An 18,507-nucleotide genomic window follows, 5' to 3' on the forward strand; every position below is an offset into this window, starting at 1 on the left:
TCCGGTCCTTCGGCATCGCCGGTGTCCCTGCGTCAGTCTGCGGCCGCGGCGCTCAGGAGCGCTTGCCGGATTGCGGGTCCCCGGCCACCTCGTCGTGAGGCCCCTTCACGTCCCCCGTCCAGCGGGGCCCGACGAGGTTGGTGCCGGGCTGCGAGACGCGGGTCGAGGTGGTGGAGAAGGCCTGCCAGGCAAATCTCTGGCTCGTGGCCAGGACGTAGGAGGCCGCGATGCCGAGCGCCACGGCACAGATCACGGCAACAACGAACGCTTTCATGGACGTCTCCTATCTCAGCCCCGCTGAGATGCCCCCGAAGCGGCCCTACTCGGCCGGAGCCTGATGCGGCCGCAATTGCGGGCCGCTCGCGGTCTTGGCTTGCTCCTTCTCGACCCAGAGGTCGTGGTGCGAGCGCGCCCAGGCGAGATCGACCTTGCCGCTGCCCATGGCGTCGTAGGCGCCCTCCATGCCGAGAGACCCGATGTAAATGTGCGCCAGGATCGCCGCGATGAAGACCACGCCGATCAGGGAGTGGATGCCCTGCATGACCTGCATGCCGTTGATATCCGTGGCGTAGAACGGGAACAGCATCATCAGGCCGGTGATGCCCATCGCCGTGCCGAAGCCCGTCACCATCCAGAACACGACCTTCTGGCCCGCGTTGAAGCGCTCGGCATGCGGATGCGCCTTGCCGATGAAGCCACCCCCGGCCTTGATCCATTGCCAGTCGATCTTGTTCGGAATGTTGTCCCGGAGCCAGACCGCGACCATGAACACGATGCCGAGCATGAAGGGCCAGGCCAGATAGACGTGGCTGTACTTCGCCCATTGGGCCAAGGTCGCGAACGCCTCCGGGCCGATGATCGGCATCAACAGCCGCTTCCCGAAGATGTAATTGAGGCCCGACAGGCCCAGGATCACGAAGCAACTCGCCGTCATCCAGTGCGTGAAGCGCTCGAACCCGTTGAAGCGGAGAATTTTCCTGCCGGATTCCTCGCTGTGCTCGAGCTTGATCCGACCTCGCGTGAAGAAGAACAGCGCGAGCGCGGCGATCATGCCGAGGATCGCGGCGGCGCCGATCCAGGGCATCCAACCCTCATGGAAGAGGCGCCATTCCCGGCCCTGCGGCTGGATCAGGTTGGCGGCCTTCTGATCCGGAATCGAGATGCGCCCATGGATCTTCGGATCCTGCTTGAACAGCAAGTCCTCGTTCACCGAGTCGGCCGTCGGATTCGGGGCGGTGGTCGGCGCCTGCGCGCGCACCGGCGCATCGATCGCCGCTACCGCCACGAGCGCCATCATGGCGACGAATGTCCTGCTGATCGTGGTTCCCAGCCGCATCGGCGGTTCCCTTCCCTTCAAGCCTTTCTCGGATTCCGCCGCGATCAGATCGCCACGGTCTCGCGGTAGGCGGTCTTCCAGCCCCAGGCTCCCGATCCGTAGCCACGCTTGATCACGCGCTCCCGGTAGATCTGCGCGATCATCTCGCCGTCGCCCGCGAGCAACGCCTTCGTGGAACACATCTCGGCGCAGAGCGGCAGCTTGCCCTCGGCGAGGCGGTTCGAGCCGTATTTCTCGTACTCGATGGTCGAGAGGTCGGGCTCAGGCCCGCCGGTGCAGTACGTGCACTTGTCCATCTTGCCGCGCGAGCCGAAATTGCCGACCCGCGGATATTGCGGAGCGCCGAACGGACAGGCGTAGAAGCAATAGCCGCAGCCGATGCAGAGATCCTTCGAGTGAAGGACCACGGCATCCGCGGTCGTGTAGAAGCAGTTCACCGGGCAGACGGAGGCGCAGGGCGCGTCCGTGCAATGCATGCAGGCCATCGAGACGGAGCGCTCGCCGGGTTTGCCGTCGTTGAGCGTTACGACGCGGCGGCGATTGATGCCCCAGGGCACCTCGTGCTCGTTCTTGCAGGCGGTGACGCAGGCGTTGCACTCGATGCAACGATCCGCGTCGCAGAGAAACTTCATGCGGGCCATGATGACGTCGTCCTCTTACGCCGCGCGGATCTGGCACAGGGCGGCTTTGGGCTCCTGCATGCCGGTGACGGGATCGAAGCCGTAGGTGGTGATCGTGTTGACGCTCTCGCCGAGCACCACCGGGTCGGTGCCGGCCGGGTAGTACTGGCGCATGTCCTTGCCCTGGTACCAGCCGGAGAAGTGGAAGGGCATGAAGGCCACGCCCCGGCCGACCCGCTCCGTCACCAGGGCCTTGACCTTCGCCTGCGTCCCATCCTCGGGCCCTGAAACCCAGACCCAAGCGCCATCCTTGATGCCGCGCTCCGCCGCATCCTGGGTGTTGATCTCGACGAACATCTCCTGCTGCAGCTCGGCGAGCCAGGGGTTCGAGCGCGTCTCCTCGCCGCCGCCCTCGTATTCCACGAGCCGGCCCGAGGTCAGGATGATCGGGAAGCTCTTCGCGATCTCGCGGTCCACCGCGGCCTTCTGCACCGTGAAACCGATATTGGGCATCCGGAACTGGCGCTCGTCGGGCCGGGTCGGGTACTTTGCCACGAGGTCGGGGCGGGGCGTGTAGATCGGCTCGCGGTGGACCGGCACCGGGTCGGGCAGGTTCCAGGCATTCGCCCGCGCCTTGCCGTTTCCATACGGCACGACACCGTGGTCCAGGCAGACGCGCTGGATGCCGCCCGAGAGATCGGTGGCCCAGCTCACCGCGTCGATCGTGTTGCCGCCGACGCGCGTGATGACCGCCATCTCCTCGGCGGTCAGGTCCTTGTCCCAGCCGAGCTTCTTGAACACACCCATGGTGAACTCGGGGTACCCATCGGTCAGGTCCGAGCCCTTGCTGAAGGAATCCTCGGCCAGCAGCGTCTGGCCGTTGCGCTCCACGCCGAAGCGGGCGCGGAAAGCACCGCCGCCGTCCTTTACGTGGAGGTTGTTGTTGTAGAGGATATGGGTTCCCGGATGGCGGATCTCGGGCTTGCCCCAGCAGGGCCAGGGCAGGCCGTAATAATCGCCGCCGACCTCCGGATCGTCCTTCGGGGCGCGCAGCGTCACGAGGTCGAACTTGGCCTGGTTCTTCATATGCGCCTTGAGCCGCTCCGGGCTCTGGCCGCAATAGCCGGTGGACCAGCCGCCGCGGTTGATCTCGCGCAGGATATCCTCGGCCAGGGGCACGTTGTTCTCGACCTTGATGTTCTTGAACATCGAGTCGGCGAAGCCGAGCTTCTTCGCCAGCAGGTAGGTCACCTCGTAATCGGACTTCGACTCGAAGGCCGGTTTCACGATCTGCTCGCCCCATTGCAGCGAGCGGTTCGAAGCCGTGCGCGACCCGTCGCATTCGAGCGTCGTGCAGATCGGCAGCAGGTAGGTGTTGTCCTGCCGAGCGTCGAGCGCCGCGAACGTCGTCGGATGCGGATCGGCGACGACCAAAAGTTCAAGGTTGTTCATGCCCTTGATGGCGTCGGGCAAGCGCGTGACGGTGTTGCCGCCATGGCCGAACACCATCATGGCCTTGATCGGGCTCTTCTGGTCGACCTGGTCGGCCGGCAGGTTCACCGCATCGAACCAGCGCGTCGAGGTGATCCCCGGCGCCTCCATGTTCTCCTTGCGCGAGCGCGCCTTGCGGCCGGCCTGGGCCGGCACTTCGTCGAAGCGCGATTGCAGCCAGTCGTACTCGACCTCCCAGACGCGGGCCCAGTGCTTCCAGGCACCCTCGACGAGCCCGTAATAGAGCGGCAGCGACGTCACATCGAGGCCGAGATCGGTCGCGCCCTGAACGTTGGTGTGCCCGCGGAAGATGTTGGCGCCGGTGCCCGGCTTGCCGACATTGCCGGTGGCCAGGCAGAGGATGCACAGAGCCCGGACATTGGCGGTGCCGACCGTGTGCTGGGTCGCGCCCATGCACCAGATCAGCGTCGAGGGCTTCTCCTTGGCGAAGAGCTCGGCGACGCGCTTGAGCTGCTCGCCCGGAACCCCGGAGACCCGCTCGACCTCCTCGGGCGTCCACTTGGCGACTTCCTTGCGGACATCGTCCATGGCGTAGACGCGCTTACGAATGAATTCCTTGTCTTCCCAGCCGTTCTGAAAGATGTGCCAGAGCATGCCCCAGATCACCGGAATGTCGGTGCCGGAGCGGATGCGCACGTACTCGGTGCCATGCGCGGCGGTGCGCGTGAAGCGCGGATCGATGACGATCATGTTGGCGCGGTTGATCTCCTTGCCCGACAGCACGTGCTGCATGGAGACCGGGTGTGCCTCGGCCGGGTTGCCGCCGAGGATGATCATCGTCCGCGCGTTACGGATATCATTGTAGGAATTGGTCTGGGCGCCGTAGCCCCAGGTGTTGGCCACGCCCGCCACCGTGGTCGAGTGGCAGATGCGCGCCTGGTGATCGACCGAGTTCGTTCCCCAGAAAGCGCCCAACTTGCGAAACAGGTAGGAAGCCTCGTTGGTGAACTTGGCCGAACCCAGCCAGTAGACGGCGTCGGCGCCGTTCTTCTCGCGGATCGCCGTAATCTTGTCACCGATTTCGTTGATCGCCTGCTCCCAGGAAACCCGGGTCCACTGACCCCCGACCAGTTTCATCGGGTATTTCAGGCGGCGGTCGCTGTGAACGAGCTCCCGGATGGCGGCGCCCTTGGCGCAATGCGTGCCGCGATTGATCGGGCTGGCGTAGGACGGTTCCTGGCCGACCCAGACGCCGTTCACGACCTCGGCCGTCACGGTGCAGCCCACCGAGCAATGGGTGCAGATGTTCTTCTTGATGACGACATCAGGCCCGCTCACCGCGGAGCCCGCGGCCTCGGCCTTGCGCACCGACCCGAGCTGGATCGAGCCTGCCGCCGCGAGGCCGCCGGCCGCGAGACCGGAGCGACGCAGGAACGCGCGCCGATCGAGGGTGCCGGCGGCGAGACCCGCAACGACGGCCTGATGTTTCGTGCGGCCAGCATCGCCGCTTTTGCGCTTGATCAGCATCGCGATGTCACTTCTGCAAGGTCTCGTAGCCGTTCGTGCGGTAGAAGGCCTTCACGTGATCGGTCTCCCGATAACGCGCCTTGGTCTCCTCCGCGCCCGGATCGTAAGCCTGAGCTTCCGACGTCGAGAGCGGCGAGATCAGAGTTGCTGCGGCGACGGCCGAACCACCGCCGATGGTGCGAAAGAACTGCCGGCGACCGATCCCGCTCTTCTTTTCCTGTCGCATCCTCAATCCTCCAATCCGACCATGCTCTCACCAACCGGCATCGTCCGAAAGCTTTCAAACCGAAAGTCAGGCATCCAGCGCGAAGGCCTCGGCCTCAATCTCAAGGAAGCTTCGCCCGAGCGTGCCGACGGCGCGATAGAAATCCGTGTCCGCTGACGTCTCGAGGTCCTCGAAAAAGCGGATGCCCCAGGGCTTCAGGTGCCGCTCGAAGAAGCGCTGCTCGAAGCCAGGCTCGGCATCGAAACGCTGCGAGGCGAGGCCCGCCATCACTTCGAGCAAGATCGCGGCGTGGTCCTCGGGCTCGCTCATCCCGCCGCTTCGCTCGAGCCCCAGTTCGCCGAAATCCTCGCGCACCCGCGCGAGCGGCCGCTCGTTCAGGAAGCCAGTCAGATAATAGGAGGCGTAGGGGAGAAGCTTGCCGCGCCCGACGCCGATGAAGACGTCAAAGTAGTCGCGTTCCACCGCCCGCGGTTCGACGCGGCAGGCTGCCTGTCCGAGCGCGCCGAGGGCCTGCCCGAGAGCCGTCTCGTCCCCCCTTAGATCCGAGATTTGAGAGAGAACCTGACTGCACGGCGCACGCCCGAGAAGCGTCGCGAGAAGGTCATAATGCCGGGCACGCAGGAGGTCGATCTCATCGACAGCCCTCATCGCACCGGGGCCGTTTTCAGCTCGGATTTCACCCGACATCCCACCCGGCTGCATGACATCCCTCAACCCGCGAGCGTCCCGCGGACCGTATTCATTGTGCACATTATAAACGCGTTCCAGACACTCGCAATCTCAGTTTTGAGCGATTCAAATCGGAATCGCGCTGCCATGACGTCGCACAGGTGACACAGCCTCGATTTTGTTTCGAGACAGCCCATCATTCGTTGGGATTAAAGGTGCGTCGCCCTGCGTAGCTGCCGGCGCGATGTGTTTCGCATCTTCCGGTGCTTCGAGGGTGGCAGCCTCGATCTGCTCGTGCAGTGCGGCCTCGGCGGTCGCGGAAGCCGTCGTCGCGTCTGCGATCCCCCTGTCCCGCGGCGCCTCAGCGGCGTCCCTTGCCTCAGGCAATCCTCCGACGATCTGCTTGAGCATGGCGCCAACGTCGTCGCTCGGCAGGAGCGGCCCATAGCCCGGGACGCCGCCGACCATGTTCCAGTCATAGGCATAGTCCCGCGCTTCGCTGACGTAATCGCGGATGCCCGGATCGAGGGTCCACATCCGCCGCAGGGCGGCGTTCCGGAGCAGGCGCGGAACACCCTTTCGCAGGAACTGGATCAGGTCGGTGTCAACACGGAGGTCGTCGAGGGCCGGAAGCCGGGCGATTTCCTCCGGCGTCAGCGCCACCCCCTCCCCTGCCTCAACGGCATCGGCAGGTTCGGTACCGGACGCGTCGGCGACGGCTTCGTCGGACGAGGTGGAATTCGTCGAGACGGGCCGCGTCGCCTCGTGCTCCGCAACGTCGCGCTTCCGACGGGACCAGCGCGCGAGAAAGTCGCCACCGCTCATTCCGACGCTCCGCTCGACTTGACCGGACGATTCCGGCGCGCGAGCGCTTCGGGATCCGCCCTGTCGCGCTTGCGCTTCTCGAACTTGCGCTCGATGTGGAAGGCCTCGATGAAGGCCGCGAGCGTGGCCTGAAGAGGCTCCGGCATCGGCACCGGCTCGACGATCTCGCCGATGCCCTCAGCCATCGCCTCCCCCTCGTAGGGATCGGCCGTGACGCTGGCGATCTCGTATTCCTCGCCCGCGACATGCCGCAGCGACACCCAGAGGCTTGGCCGACCGGACACGAGATTGTCGCGGTAATGGGCCGTCTCGCCGATGTGGAGCCGAACCTCGCAGGCACCCGCGTAGAAAGTCTCCTCATCGGGCGTCGAGCCGAGCGTCGTCCAGGGCGCGACCGGAGGCACGGCGGGCAACGCCCCGACCGGGAGCCACTGATGCGACACCCAGGGATTGTTGAGGCGGCGTTTCACCACAATCACCCCAACCTCGAAGCGATCCACCGGCGTGGTTCCCAACACCAAATCTCCGCTCAGGCATATCCTGACGCCAGCGGCAGGCCGGCGACGAGGTTCTGGGGCTTCAGGGTCACGAGCTTGGCCGGGTTCATGGCCAGCAGCAGGTAGATTGGGTGACCGGCAACCTTCGGGTCAACGCGCGAGGCATCCGGAATGGTCATGCGAAACAGCGCGAGGACCCGCGTCAGAGCTTCGGACTCGGCGCGCTCCCCACGCCAGAGCCCGTTTCCGATGCGCGTCGCCTCGGCGTCGAGCCCGACGAACCAGCGCCAGTCCCGGTCCTCGATCCGCGCCAGTGGCTCGACATGGGCCTCGAGTCCCAGGAGGTGCCGCAGCCACGCTTCGATCGCGCGGGCGAGACCGTCCCGGCTCTTCGGGTTGGCTGAAAGGTTCAGTGCCATCGTGAAGGCGTCGGAGCGGCTCCAATAGGTCCAGGCCGTCTCGTCCGTGAGCACGTCGAGTTCCGAGGCCGGCTCGTGGCCGAACATCGCCATCAGGGGAGACTGAGTTGGCCCCGCCTCGCGGGCCTCGATGATTTCGGCATCGGCGAGCAGAGTCGCATCCTTGCCGATCGAGACCCGCTGAGGCCGAAAAAACAGCTCCGCCGCCCGCAGCACGTAGGGATCGTCGCAGCCATCGAGGGCATTGCGGAGGATCAGGTGGACGAGCTGGTTGAGGAAGAGTGCGGGCGTGCCCGCGAGATCGCCGCGAACGAGATCGAGATAGGCGGCCTCAATGGAGCGGGCCGTGATGAGCCGGTTTCGGAAGGCGAGGATCACCTCCCAGTTCTCGACCGCATCGGGATCGGCGAGACCCGCGATCTCCGCGCGCGACACCGGCCGGCGCGGATCCGCGAGAAGGCGTGCGTGGAGCGCGCGCTCGGCCGGACAGGCATCCTCCGGCGGCACCAGTTCCGGTCGCGCCAGATAGGCGAGCAGCAGCGCGTCGGTGACCGCGAGACCGCCGCTCTCGGTCCGCCCGGCGAGGTGGTGCCCGCTCGAAACCCAGAACTCGGTCATGCCCGTCCCTTGTCCTGTCCTGGCGCCATCAGCCCGAGGAGATCGACCGCCTCCTCGGGCTCCTCGTCGGTCTCCACGAAGGTGAAGGCGCGGGCTTGCGCGTGGAGCGGGTCGGCGCCGGCGGGACCGGCGCGCCGCTGCAGGGTGCGGAAGCGCTCCTTCAGCGCGCCCTGTTCGAGGCTGCGGTTCATCGCGATCACGGTGTTGACCGGCGGCGTGCAGAGGGAGGCCGCGACGGCGATCTCCTCGCGGGCGGCCGCGCGGGCGGTCTCGAGATCGGGGGCGCCGAGCCTGTCGTGGATGTGGCGCGCGAGCGCGGCGATCGCCGCCTCGCGCTCGGCCTCGCTCGCCTCGCTGACGACCACCAAGGTGGAGAAGCCGAAGGACTCGACCCCGACGAAACCGGACCGGAAGGCGGCGCGCTCCTTGGCGGAAAGTGCTGTCGGATCAACGTCGAAGAACAGGAACGAACCGGTCACCGCCCATTCCCCGGGCTCGGCCGGATGGGCGAACACGAAGGTGTCGGACGGGTCGAGCCGCAGCGTACGCGGCAGCTTGAGGACGCTCACAGGCGGGGGCTCCCGGTCGCGGGGTCGAGCCAGGCAACGGCCTCCAGCGCCGGCCGGAGGGGGAGGATGCGGTCGCCGGTGATGCAGTCGCCGGTCTCGCTGATGCCGCGGGGGGCGGTGTCGCCGGAGAGGCGCGACAGGTAGGCGTCGGCCAGCGGCGCGAAGCCGTCCTCGGTCCAGATCTCGAAGGACTTCATCAGGAACTGCGCGGAACTCTTCATGAACGATCTGCGGTCCTCGACCTCGAACCCCTCCTCCTCGACGGAGGTGGAATCCGGCGTCAGGCCGGGATCGCCCGCGTGGCGTTTCGAGACGATCAGGCTGGCACCGAAGACCAGCCAATCCGGCACCGCATCCTCCGCGCAATCCTCGGGCCAGGCGAGGCGGCCGCCGCCCAGGATCGCCTCGTTGAAGCGGAGCACGTCCGGCCAGTCGAAGCGGATCGCCTTCTCGGGGGGCGCGTGGGCGCCGACCCCATCCGCGAGCGCGTTCATGCAGACCAGGAAGGCGCGCCGCGCCGTGCGCAGGGGCTCGGCCGGGCCCAGCACCACCGCGAAGGCGAGGTCGCGCCCGTCATCGGCGAAGACCAGGGTGCCGACGGCGTCGGGGTGAGCGAGGGCGCAGGCCTGCGCGAACACCGCGCCGGGGCTCGGCGCGGCCACGCTCGTGAAGAGCGGCGGCAGGACGAAGGGCGTCCCGTCAAGTTCCCTGTCGGACCCGGTCATCGTTGCGTCGCGTAAAGGCTGCGCCCATCTGTGGAATCGCAGTTTGGACCTATTCGAGTATAAGAGCCCGCGACAAGCACGTGCAGGCCACAGGCTCGCGCTTTTGGGGATGACACAGTGTCCGACCGGTTGGTGATCGCGTGTTCCTGCGAGAAGACCATGGCGCTCGACGGCGGCAGCCTCGCGCGCGGCTGCGGCGGGCGCCTCGAGACCGCGGACCAGCTCTGCGGGCGTGAGATCGAGCGCTTCCGTGCCGCCCTGGCGACCGGCGCGCCCCTCACCGTGTCCTGCACCCTGCAGGCGCCCCTGTTCGATGAGATCGCCGAGGCGGAGGGCGCCGCCGACCGGGTGCGCTACGCGAATATCCGCGAGATGGCGGGCTGGTCGCGCGAGGGCGCGGCGGCGGGCCCCAAGATGGCGGCCCTGCTCGCGGCGGCGGCCGAGCCGCAGGCCGAGACCAAGCTCGTCACCCTGGAGAGCGCCGGCGTCGCGCTGGTCTATGGCCGCGACGAGGCCGCGATCGAGGCGGGCCGCCGCCTCGCGGATCATCTCGACATCACGGTGCTGCTCAGCCGGCCGGGCGACGTGGCCCCGCCGGCGCGGGCCGAGTTCCCGGTCCTGCACGGCACGGTGACGGCCGCCACGGGCCATCTCGGCGCCTTCTCGCTGCGCATCGACGATTATGCCGTGCCGAGCCCCTCCTCCCGCGAGGCCCTGCGCTTCGGTGCGCCCCGCGACGGCGCCACCTCGACCTGCGACCTCGTGATCGACCTCACGGGGGGCACGCCGCTCTTCCCGGCTCACGAGACCCGCAGCGGCTACCTGCGCGCCGATCCGCGCGATCCGGCCGCCGTCGAGCGGCTGCTGTTCGAGGCCTCCCACCTCGTCGGCACCTTCGACAAGCCGCGCTTCGTCGAGTTCCACCCGGATCTCTGCGCCCATTCGCGCTCGCGCATCACCGGCTGCACCCGCTGCCTCGAGGTCTGCCCGACCGGCGCCATCACGCCCGCCGGCGACCACGTGGCGATCGATCCCTATATCTGCGCCGGTTGCGGCAATTGCGCCGCGACCTGCCCGACGGGCGCGGCCGCCTACGCGCTGCCCCCGGCCGACGCGCTAATGCGCCGCCTGCGCACTCTGATGCTGGCCTACGGGCAGGCCGGGGGCCGCGACGGCATCGTGCTGTTCCACGACGGCGATCACGGCGAGCCGCTGCTCCACGCCCTCGGCCGCTTCGGCGAGGGTCTGCCAGCCCACATCCTGCCGGTGCGGGTCAACGAGGTCACGCAGATCGGCCCCGAGGCCTTCGCGGCGCTCTTCGCCTACGGGGCGGTCGGCGCGCAGGTGCTCGCCCGCGCCCGGCCGAAGCACGACTTGGCGAGCCTGCACCGGACGGTGACGCTCGCCGGCACCCTCGCGCGCGGGCTCGGCTACGGTCCGGACGCGGGGGAGGCCGAGGCCGGCACCGTCGTGGGCGTGATCGAGACCGACGATCCCGACGCCCTCGGGGCGGCGCTCCGTTCGGCGCGGCGCGGAACCCCCACACCGAGGCCTGCCGGCTTCGAGCCGGTGGGGGACAAGCGCAGCGTGCTGCGCGTCAGCTTTCGCGAGATGCAGGTCGCGGCGCCCACGCCGGTCCCGCTGGTGCCGCTCGCGGCCGGCGCGCCCTTCGGCGGCCTCGATTTCCGCACGGAGGCCTGCACCCTCTGCCTCGCCTGCGTCGGCGCCTGCCCGACCCATGCCCTGTCGGACAGCGCCGACCGGCCGCTCCTCGCCTTCGAGGAATCCCTCTGCGTCCAGTGCGGCCTCTGCGCGGCGACCTGTCCGGAGGACGTGATCAGCCTGACGCCGCAGGTCGATTTCGCCGCCTGGGCCGCGCCGCGGCGGATCGTCAAGGAAGAGGAGCCCTTCGACTGCGTCGCCTGCGGCAAGGCCTTCGGCACCCGCAGCACGGTCGAGCGGGTCATCGAGAAGCTTCGGGGCAACCACTGGATGTTCGCGGGCGCGGCCGGCGAGGCCCGTATCCGCTCGCTGATGATGTGCGAGGATTGCCGCGTCGAGGACGCCTACAACCAGGGATTCGATCCGCATGCCGGGCCGGAGCGGGCGAGACCCCGCACCAGCGAGGATTACCTGCGCGAGCGGGCCGAGAAGGCCGGCGAGACGGCCTGAGCCCCGCCCCCCGGAGCCCCGTTCCGACCCGCGCCGCCCGGCCGGAGCGCCGCCCGATCTCAGGCGGCGCGCACGGTCGCGAGGAAGCGCTGCACCTCTGAGCCGAGATGCTCGGATTGGCGCGACAATTCGGAGGCCGAGGCCAGGACCTGGGCGGCGGCGGCCCCCGTCTCCTCGGCAGCCCCCGCCACGCCCGCGATGTTGCGGGTGACCTCGCTGGTGCCGGCCGAGGCCTGGGAGACGTTGCGGACGATCTCCTGGGTCGCCGCGCCCTGCTCCTCCACCGCCGCCGCGATCGTGGTCGCCACCGCGTTGATCTCGCGGATCCGGCCCGAGATCGTCCCGATCGCCCGCACCGCCTGGCCGGTCGCGCCCTGGATCTGGCTGATCTGGCTCGAGATCTCGCCGGTCGCCCGCGCCGTCTGGCTCGCCAGTTCCTTGACCTCCGTCGCCACCACGGCAAAGCCCCGTCCCGCCTCGCCGGCGCGCGCCGCCTCGATCGTGGCGTTGAGCGCCAGCAAATTGGTCTGTCCGGCGATGCTGGAGATCAGGCTGACGACGTCGCCGACCTTCGTGGCCGCCTGGCTCAGCTCGTGAACGAGGCGGGCCGTCTCGTCGGATTCGGTGACGGCGACCTGGGCGAGGTCGGCGGAGCCGGAGACCTGCCGGCCGATCTCCTGCACGGAGGCGCCGAGTTCCTCGGCGGCGGTCGCGACGGTGCCGACATTGGTGGATGCCTCCTCGGCGGCGACGGCGGCATTGGTCGACTGGCTCGCGGCCTGGCTGGCGGTGCTCGTCATCTGCTCGGCGGTGGCCTGGAGCTCGGTGGCGGAGGACGAGACCTGGCCGACGATGCCCCCGACCGCGCGCTCGAAATCATCCGCGAGGTCGATCATGGTGCGGCGGCGCGCGGCGGCGGTGGCCGTATCGGCGATGCGCTTGATCTCGGCCTGCTCGGCGGCCTTCTGGGCAACCATGGTCTTGATGCCGTCGACGGCCCGGCCCACCGCCCCGATCTCGTCCCGGCGCGCCGCCTCCTTGATCTCCGCGTCGATCTCGCCGCGCGCCATGCGCTGGAGAACCGCCACGAGACCGGCGACGGGCCGCGTGATGCCCAGGATGACGATCGCGATGGCGGCACCCAGCCCGACGAGCATCCCGAGCGCGCTGGAGACCATCAGGTTCCAGCGCGTGGCCTGGGTCTGATTGCTGAGATTGTCGGCCCCCTCCTGCAGGTACTTGCCGATGTCGTCGCCGAGTTGCATCCCCGCCGTCGCCAGCGCGTCGAAGGTCGGATCGATCGTGCGATGCACGAGATCGATCGCCTGGTCGTTCTGGTTGAGGCTCGCCAGCCGGCGCACCTCGGTCACCCCCGAGACGAAGCGCGCCAGCCGCTCGGCCTGTTCGTCGATCCGCGTCGCGAAATCAGGTGCCTGTTGCCGCAGGATCTTCAGGGTCTTGTCGACATTCGGCAGCGCCGCCACGAAGCCGGCATTGGCTTGCTTGATCTGCTCGGCATCCGTCTCCGCGATGGTGCGGTAGACGTAGTAGTTCAGTTCGAAGATCAGCCGGTTGAGGCGACGCGCGCTGTCGACGCCCCGCGATTCCCGGGCGAAGAACTGACTATAGGCAACGTCGATGGCGCTCATCCGCATCTGGGCATACCAGATGCAGCTGCCGACGATCACGGCGATCAGGGCGATGACGGCTCCGATCTTGTTGAGGATCGAGATGCGCGAGAGGAGATTCATCGATTGCCCCAGATTCCGCGTGTTTCAGGGAGGGATTGAACGGGGTTCGGGAGGCCGGGGGCGCGCCGGAGAGCGGGCCGTGGCCGAAACGCGTCGCGTCGACGGGCCGGCAAGGCCGACATTCGGTTCCGCGGCGAATGTGATGGGGGACGAACCTGTGTTTCGGATCGCGGCAGCTTTCCCGGCGGCCACGCCAGGACAATATCTGGCCTCACGCTTAAAGGGCCGTTACATTCAGCGGTCTTGCGCCGGGATGAACGGCATTGGTTTGAGCTATTAGTGTTTTCGTCGAGTGCGCCGCTGAGAAAATTCGTCGAAAACCGCCCATTTGCTTGCGCGCGAACCGGCGCATAAATGCTCCCCCTCGGGCCGTGACGCGAGCGCCCGATCAGGGTGTTTGCGTCGCCTTCTCGAGAAAGCGCACCAGCGCCTCGCGGTCGGCGGCGCTGTTGACCGTCTGATCCGGCATCTTGGTGCCTGGGGTGTAGCGGGACGGCCCGACCTCGAAGAGCTTGGCGATGGTCTCGGCGTTCCAGACGATGTCGAGCTTCCTCAAGGCCTCGGAGAAACGGTAGCCCTCGGCGGTGGCGATGCGCCGGCCGAAGACGCCGCTGAGCGTCGGCCCGGCCCGGTTGCCGCCGTCCGGCGTCAGGCTGTGGCAGGCGGCGCAGGCCTGGAACACCGCCGCGCCCGGCTCCCCGGCAAAGCGCGCCAGCTCATCCTGCGGACGCGCCATCGCGAGGCTGCCGATCGGCTCGCCGTTCCGCATGTCCCAGCGGCGGATCATCCGGTCCCCGCCCCCGGTGACGAGTTCCGCATCCGACCGAAAGGCGAGCGACCAGACCGGCAGCCCCGGCCCGACGAGATTGAACACGGACTTGGCCGAGGCCCGGTCGACGACCGCCACAGCGCCCCCGATCGTGGCGGCGGCGATCCGGGTCCCGTCCGGCGAGAGCGCGACCGCGATGACGGGGTTCGGGGCGAGTTCCAGCGCGACCCGCACGCTGCCATCCGGTCTGAGGATCCGCAGGACGCTGTCCGCCCCCGCCGTCACGATCTCGCCGTCACGCGCCGCCGCCACCGTGTTGAGGGGGCTCGGCAGGGTGACGATCCGCGCAGGTTCGTCCTCGCCCGCCCGCGGCCAGATCCGCAGGGTGGCGTCGTAGCCGGCGCTGACGAGGCGGCCGTCGGGCAGGAACGCCACCGCGTTGACGTTGCCCTTGTGGCCGTCATAGGCGATGGCCGCGCCGCCCGCGACGGGGCGCAGCCGGGCCGTGCCGTCCCAGGAGGCGGAGGCGAGGCCGAGCCCGTCCGGCGAGACCGCGAGGCCGACGACCGGACCGGCATGGTCCTGGAAGACCCGGATCGGGTCGGCCTCGCCCGGCTGCCAGAGGGCGATGCGGCCATCCTCGCCGCCGGTGGCGAAGCGCCCCTCGGGCAGAACCGCCACGGCGTTGACGGCGCCCTCGTGGAAGCGAAGCACCTGGGTCGCCGCGCCGGTCTCGATCGACCAGAGGATCGCCGATTGGTCGAAGCTGCCCGAGATCGCCCGCGCGCCGTCCGGCGTCGCCGCAAGCGCCCGGACCGGCCCGCCATGCCCGCGCATCTGCGCGCTGGCGGGTTCGATCAGGCCGATCGCCGCGATCGGGCCAATCGCCGCGATCGACCTGATCGCCGCGAGCAGGAGGGCGAGGCGGTGCGGGCGGACGCGGATCAGCGGCATGTCGTCTCGAAACGAAAGGCGGAGCGCCCGGACCATAGCCGAGGCCGGGGCGGCCTGTCGTCCGGCGGATCGGCGCAGGGATATCGGGCGCAGGTGCAACCTCAGGGATGGGGCGCGGACTTGATCGCCGGGCCGAGATGGCCCAAGCCCCGGGCCGTTCCGGCGCCGTCGCGCGCCCGGAGGACAGGAGGGCGCGAATGGCAAGGGCGAGTTCCGCGGCCCTGATGCCGCTCTGCGAGGCCCTGGCGCGCCTGCGCGACGGGCTCGCGCCGGTCTCGGCGCGCGCCGTCCCGCTGGCCGAAGCCGTCGGCTGCGTCAGCGCGGACGACGTCACGGCGGCGATCGCCCGGCCCCGGACCCGGACCGCGTTGCGCGACGGCTGGGCCGTCGCATCCGCCGAGATCACCGGCGCCTCGCCCTACGCGCCGATCCTCCTTCAGCGGGCGCCGTCCTGGCTCGAATCCGGGGAGGCGCTGCCCGAGGCCGCCGACACCCTGCTGCCCGCCGAGGCCGTCGACCTGTCCGGGCCGCTGGCCGAGATCGTGGCGGACGCCGCCCCTGGCGACGGGACGCGCCCCGTCGCGGGCGACCTCGCGGCGGGCCGGACGCTGATCCGGGCGGGCGAGCGGGTGAGCGCGCCGCAGGCGCTCGCGCTGGCGGAGGCCGGCCTGCGCGACATCCCGATCCGCGTTCCCCGCATCGCGGTCGTGCTCACCGGCGCCGGGCGGCGCGACGGGCCGGAGGCGCGCGCGGCCGCCCTGACCTGGCTCGTGGCGGGCGCGGGCGGGCGGGTCAGCTCCGTCACGGAAGCGCCCGGCGCGGTCGTGGGGCTCGCGGACACGCTGCGCGGCCTCGCGGCCGACGCGCTCCTGGTCGTCGGCGGCACCGGATTCGGCCGCACGGACGGGGCCGCGGATGCCCTGGCGCGGGCCGGGCGCCTCGACGGGCACGGGCTCGCCCTGCGGCCCGGGGAGACCTCCGGGTTCGGGCGGGTCGGCGCGATGCCGGTGCTGCTCCTGCCCGGCCGGCCGGAAGCGATGCTGGCGGCCTTCCTGGCCCTCGGGCGCCCGCTGCTCGCCGGGTTGACCGGGGCCGCGCCGGTGCCCGCGACCACCGCGATCCTGTCCCGCAAGCTCACCTCGGTGATCGGGCTCAGCGAGATCGTGTTCGTGGCGCCGGTCGAGGGCGGCGTCACGCCGCTCGGCGGCGCCGAGCTTGCCCTCGCCCGGCTCCTGCTGGCACGAGGGGCCGTCCTGGTTCCGCCGGAGCGGGAGGGCTATCCCGACGGGACCCCGGTCGAGATCCTGCCCCTGTGACGGGATCAGCGCCCTTGATGCGTACCGCCCTCGTGAAGATCCGAGCCCCGTGAGCCAGAGCCCGATCGTGCCCGACGCCGCCTTCCTCGACCGCCTCGCGGCGGTCGCCCGGCAGGAACAGTTCCTCACCGTACTCTCGCGCGAGGACGCGCTGGCGCGGTTCCGCGCGGCGGTGCCGCATGCGAGCCTGCCGGCGGAGCCCGTGGGGCTGGCGGAGTCCCTCGGCCGGGTCCTGGCCGAGGACATCGCCTCGCCGATCGACGTGCCGCCCTTCGACCGCTCCCTCGTCGACGGCTTCGCGATCCGGGCCGCCGACAGCGCGGGCGCCGGCGAGGCGAGCCCGGTGCGCCTCGCCCTCAATCCCGAGATCCTGGCCTGCGGCACCGCCCCGGCGCTCGCGGTCGCGGCCGGCACCGCGACCCCGATCGCCACCGGCGGCGTCATCCCGCGCGGCGCCGACGCGGTGGTGATGGTGGAGCATACGGAGTTCCTCAAGCATGACGGCGCCCCCGCGATCGAGCTCGTCCGGCCGGCGGGGCCCGGCCAGTTCATCGGCAGCGCCGGCGCCGACATGGCGCTCGGCGAGACGGTGCTGCGCCGCGCGAGCCTCATCACCGCCCGCGAGATCGGCATGCTCGCCGCCTGCGGGCTCGCGCGCGTTCCGGTGGTGCGGCGCCCGCGCGTGGCGGTGTTGTCGACCGGCGACGAGCTGGTGGCGCCGGGCGAGACCCTGCGGCCCGGCGCGATCTACGATTCGAACGGGGCGATCGTGGCCGCCTCCGTCATCGAGAATGGCGGCGCGGCTCTGGCGCGCGGCATCGTGCCGGACGACGAGGCGGCCCTCGAGGCGGCGATCCGCGAGAGCCTCGCGACCTGCGACCTCGTCGTGCTGTCGGGGGGCACCTCGAAGGGCGCGGGCGATGTCTCGCACCGCATCCTGTCGCGCCTCGGCGAACCCGGGATCCTGGTCCACGGCGTCGCGCTCAAGCCCGGCAAGCCCCTCTGCCTCGCGATGGCGCAGGGCAAGGCGATCGTGGTGCTGCCGGGCTTCCCGACCTCGGCGATGTTCACCTTCCACGAATTCGTGGTGCCGCTGATCCGGGCGATGGCCGGGCTGGCGCCGCGCGAGGAGGCCACCGTCTCCGCGACCCTGCCGCAGCGGCTGGGTTCCGAGCTCGGCCGCATGGAATTCGTGATGGCCTCGCTGGCGCCGGGGCCGGACGGGCTCATGGCCCTGCCCCTGCCCAAGGGCTCGGGCTCGGTCACGGCCTTCTCGCAGGCGGACGGGTTCTTCGCGGTGCCGGCCAACCGCGCCGGCCTCGAGGCCGGCGAGCGCGTGGCGCTGACCCGCCTCGGCGCGGGCGTGAAGCCCCCCGACCTCACCATCGTGGGCAGCCATTGCCTCGGCCTCGACCGGCTGGTCGGGCGGCTGGCCGAGCGCGGGATCCGGGCCCGCACCCTCTGGGTCGGCTCCTCGGGCGGCCTAGCGGCGCTGAAGCGGGGCGAGTGCGACCTCGCGGCGATGCATCTCCTCGACCCCGCCAGCGGCCTCTACAACACGCCCTTCCTCGGCGCCGGCCTGCGCCTCGCGCCGGGCTGGCGGCGAATGCAGGGCGTGGTCCACCGTGCGGACGACCCGCGCTTTTCCGGCGCCTGCGCGGAGGCGGCGGTGCGGGCGATCCTGGCGGATGCGGATTCGGTCATGGTCAACCGCAACACCGGCTCGGGCACCCGCCTCCTCGTCGAGGGTCTGCTGAAGGGCGTCCGGCCCGCCGGCTTCTGGAACCAGCCCCGCTCCCACAACGCGGTGGCGGCGGCGGTGGCGCAGGGCCGGGCTGATTGGGGCGTGGCGATCGAGGGCGTGGCCCGCGCCTACGGGCTCGGCTTCCTGCCGCTGACCCAGGAACATTACGACCTCGCCTACCGGGAGGAGCGACGCGACGGCCCGGCGCTCTCGGCCTTCCTGGCGCTCCTCGACGAGCCCGGGACGCGCGCCGACCTCGCCGGCCTCGGCTTCAGCCGCGGCGAGGAGGCCTGAATGGGCACGTCGACGGACAACACC

General features: G+C 69.9%; 16 protein-coding genes. 3 read left to right on the plus strand and 13 right to left on the minus strand.

Going from position 1 to position 18,507, the window contains the following annotated elements; translation table 11 throughout:
• Positions 1-52 precede the first annotated feature (52 nt).
• The 11 genes from F6X53_RS04760 to F6X53_RS04810 form a co-directional block, all read right to left on the minus strand.
• A complete protein-coding gene (locus F6X53_RS04760) occupies positions 53-274 on the minus strand; it encodes a hypothetical protein (protein WP_150997712.1) in 222 nt (73 codons plus the stop codon).
• 45 nt (positions 275-319) lie between these two features.
• On the minus strand, positions 320-1,336 hold the full coding sequence (locus F6X53_RS04765; RefSeq protein WP_150997714.1) for a formate dehydrogenase subunit gamma: 1,017 nt from the start codon (positions 1,334-1,336) through the stop codon (positions 320-322).
• Positions 1,337-1,380: 44 nt separating this feature from the next.
• Positions 1,381-1,977 carry a formate dehydrogenase FDH3 subunit beta gene (gene fdh3B / locus F6X53_RS04770; RefSeq protein ID WP_150997716.1) on the minus strand — a complete coding sequence of 199 codons (597 nt, stop codon included), beginning with the start codon at positions 1,975-1,977 and terminating at the stop codon, positions 1,381-1,383.
• 15 nt (positions 1,978-1,992) lie between these two features.
• Complete coding sequence (locus tag F6X53_RS04775) at positions 1,993-4,935, minus strand: formate dehydrogenase subunit alpha (RefSeq protein ID WP_150997718.1); 2,943 nt, start codon at positions 4,933-4,935, stop codon at positions 1,993-1,995.
• Between the two features lie 7 nt (positions 4,936-4,942).
• Positions 4,943-5,161 carry a formate dehydrogenase gene (locus F6X53_RS04780; RefSeq protein ID WP_150997719.1) on the minus strand — a complete coding sequence of 73 codons (219 nt, stop codon included), beginning with the start codon at positions 5,159-5,161 and terminating at the stop codon, positions 4,943-4,945.
• A 66-nt stretch (positions 5,162-5,227) separates the two neighbouring features.
• On the minus strand, positions 5,228-5,848 hold the full coding sequence (locus F6X53_RS04785) for a TorD/DmsD family molecular chaperone (RefSeq protein ID WP_150997806.1): 621 nt from the start codon (positions 5,846-5,848) through the stop codon (positions 5,228-5,230).
• Positions 5,849-5,956: 108 nt separating this feature from the next.
• Positions 5,957-6,655: a DUF3306 domain-containing protein gene (locus tag F6X53_RS04790; protein ID WP_150997721.1), complete on the minus strand. Its 699-nt coding sequence runs from the start codon at positions 6,653-6,655 to the stop codon at positions 5,957-5,959.
• On the minus strand, positions 6,652-7,170 hold the full coding sequence (locus tag F6X53_RS04795; RefSeq protein ID WP_150997808.1) for a DUF3305 domain-containing protein: 519 nt from the start codon (positions 7,168-7,170) through the stop codon (positions 6,652-6,654). The genes F6X53_RS04790 and F6X53_RS04795 overlap by 4 nt, the downstream gene beginning before the upstream one ends.
• A 14-nt stretch (positions 7,171-7,184) precedes the next feature.
• Positions 7,185-8,189 carry a DUF6352 family protein gene (locus tag F6X53_RS04800; protein ID WP_150997723.1) on the minus strand — a complete coding sequence of 335 codons (1,005 nt, stop codon included), beginning with the start codon at positions 8,187-8,189 and terminating at the stop codon, positions 7,185-7,187.
• Positions 8,186-8,758: a DUF6505 family protein gene (locus F6X53_RS04805; protein ID WP_150997725.1), complete on the minus strand. Its 573-nt coding sequence runs from the start codon at positions 8,756-8,758 to the stop codon at positions 8,186-8,188. The genes F6X53_RS04800 and F6X53_RS04805 overlap by 4 nt, the downstream gene beginning before the upstream one ends.
• Positions 8,755-9,483, minus strand: coding sequence for a biotin/lipoate--protein ligase family protein (locus F6X53_RS04810; RefSeq protein WP_150997726.1), 729 nt, complete (start codon positions 9,481-9,483; stop codon positions 8,755-8,757). The genes F6X53_RS04805 and F6X53_RS04810 overlap by 4 nt, the downstream gene beginning before the upstream one ends.
• Positions 9,484-9,642: 159 nt before the next feature.
• Here F6X53_RS04810 and F6X53_RS04815 point away from each other — a divergent pair, with 159 nt between their 5' ends.
• Entirely contained in the window at positions 9,643-11,655 is a 2,013-nt protein-coding gene (locus F6X53_RS04815; RefSeq protein ID WP_150997729.1) for a 4Fe-4S binding protein, read from the plus strand.
• Between the two features lie 59 nt (positions 11,656-11,714).
• On the opposite strand, the gene F6X53_RS04820 is transcribed toward F6X53_RS04815, so the two are convergent.
• The gene (locus F6X53_RS04820) at positions 11,715-13,406 is read right to left on the minus strand and encodes a methyl-accepting chemotaxis protein (RefSeq protein WP_150997731.1); all 1,692 of its coding nucleotides are present in this window, start codon (positions 13,404-13,406) and stop codon (positions 11,715-11,717) included.
• 388 nt (positions 13,407-13,794) lie between these two features.
• Positions 13,795-15,129: a c-type cytochrome gene (locus F6X53_RS04825; RefSeq protein WP_150997733.1), complete on the minus strand. Its 1,335-nt coding sequence runs from the start codon at positions 15,127-15,129 to the stop codon at positions 13,795-13,797.
• A gap of 197 nt (positions 15,130-15,326) precedes the next feature.
• Here F6X53_RS04825 and F6X53_RS04830 point away from each other — a divergent pair, with 197 nt between their 5' ends.
• Positions 15,327-16,445 (plus strand): molybdopterin-binding protein, encoded by a 1,119-nt coding sequence (locus F6X53_RS04830; RefSeq protein ID WP_244965522.1) that lies wholly within the window; start codon positions 15,327-15,329, stop codon positions 16,443-16,445.
• 49 nt (positions 16,446-16,494) lie between these two features.
• Positions 16,495-18,483, plus strand: a complete 1,989-nt coding sequence (locus F6X53_RS04835; RefSeq protein WP_244965523.1) for a molybdopterin biosynthesis protein — start codon at positions 16,495-16,497, stop codon at positions 18,481-18,483.
• The last annotated feature ends 24 nt before the right edge of the window (positions 18,484-18,507 follow it).

Origin of the sequence: Methylobacterium soli (assembly GCF_008806385.1) — a bacterium.
In the GTDB taxonomy this organism is placed as follows: Bacteria; Pseudomonadota; Alphaproteobacteria; order Rhizobiales; family Beijerinckiaceae; genus Methylobacterium; species Methylobacterium soli.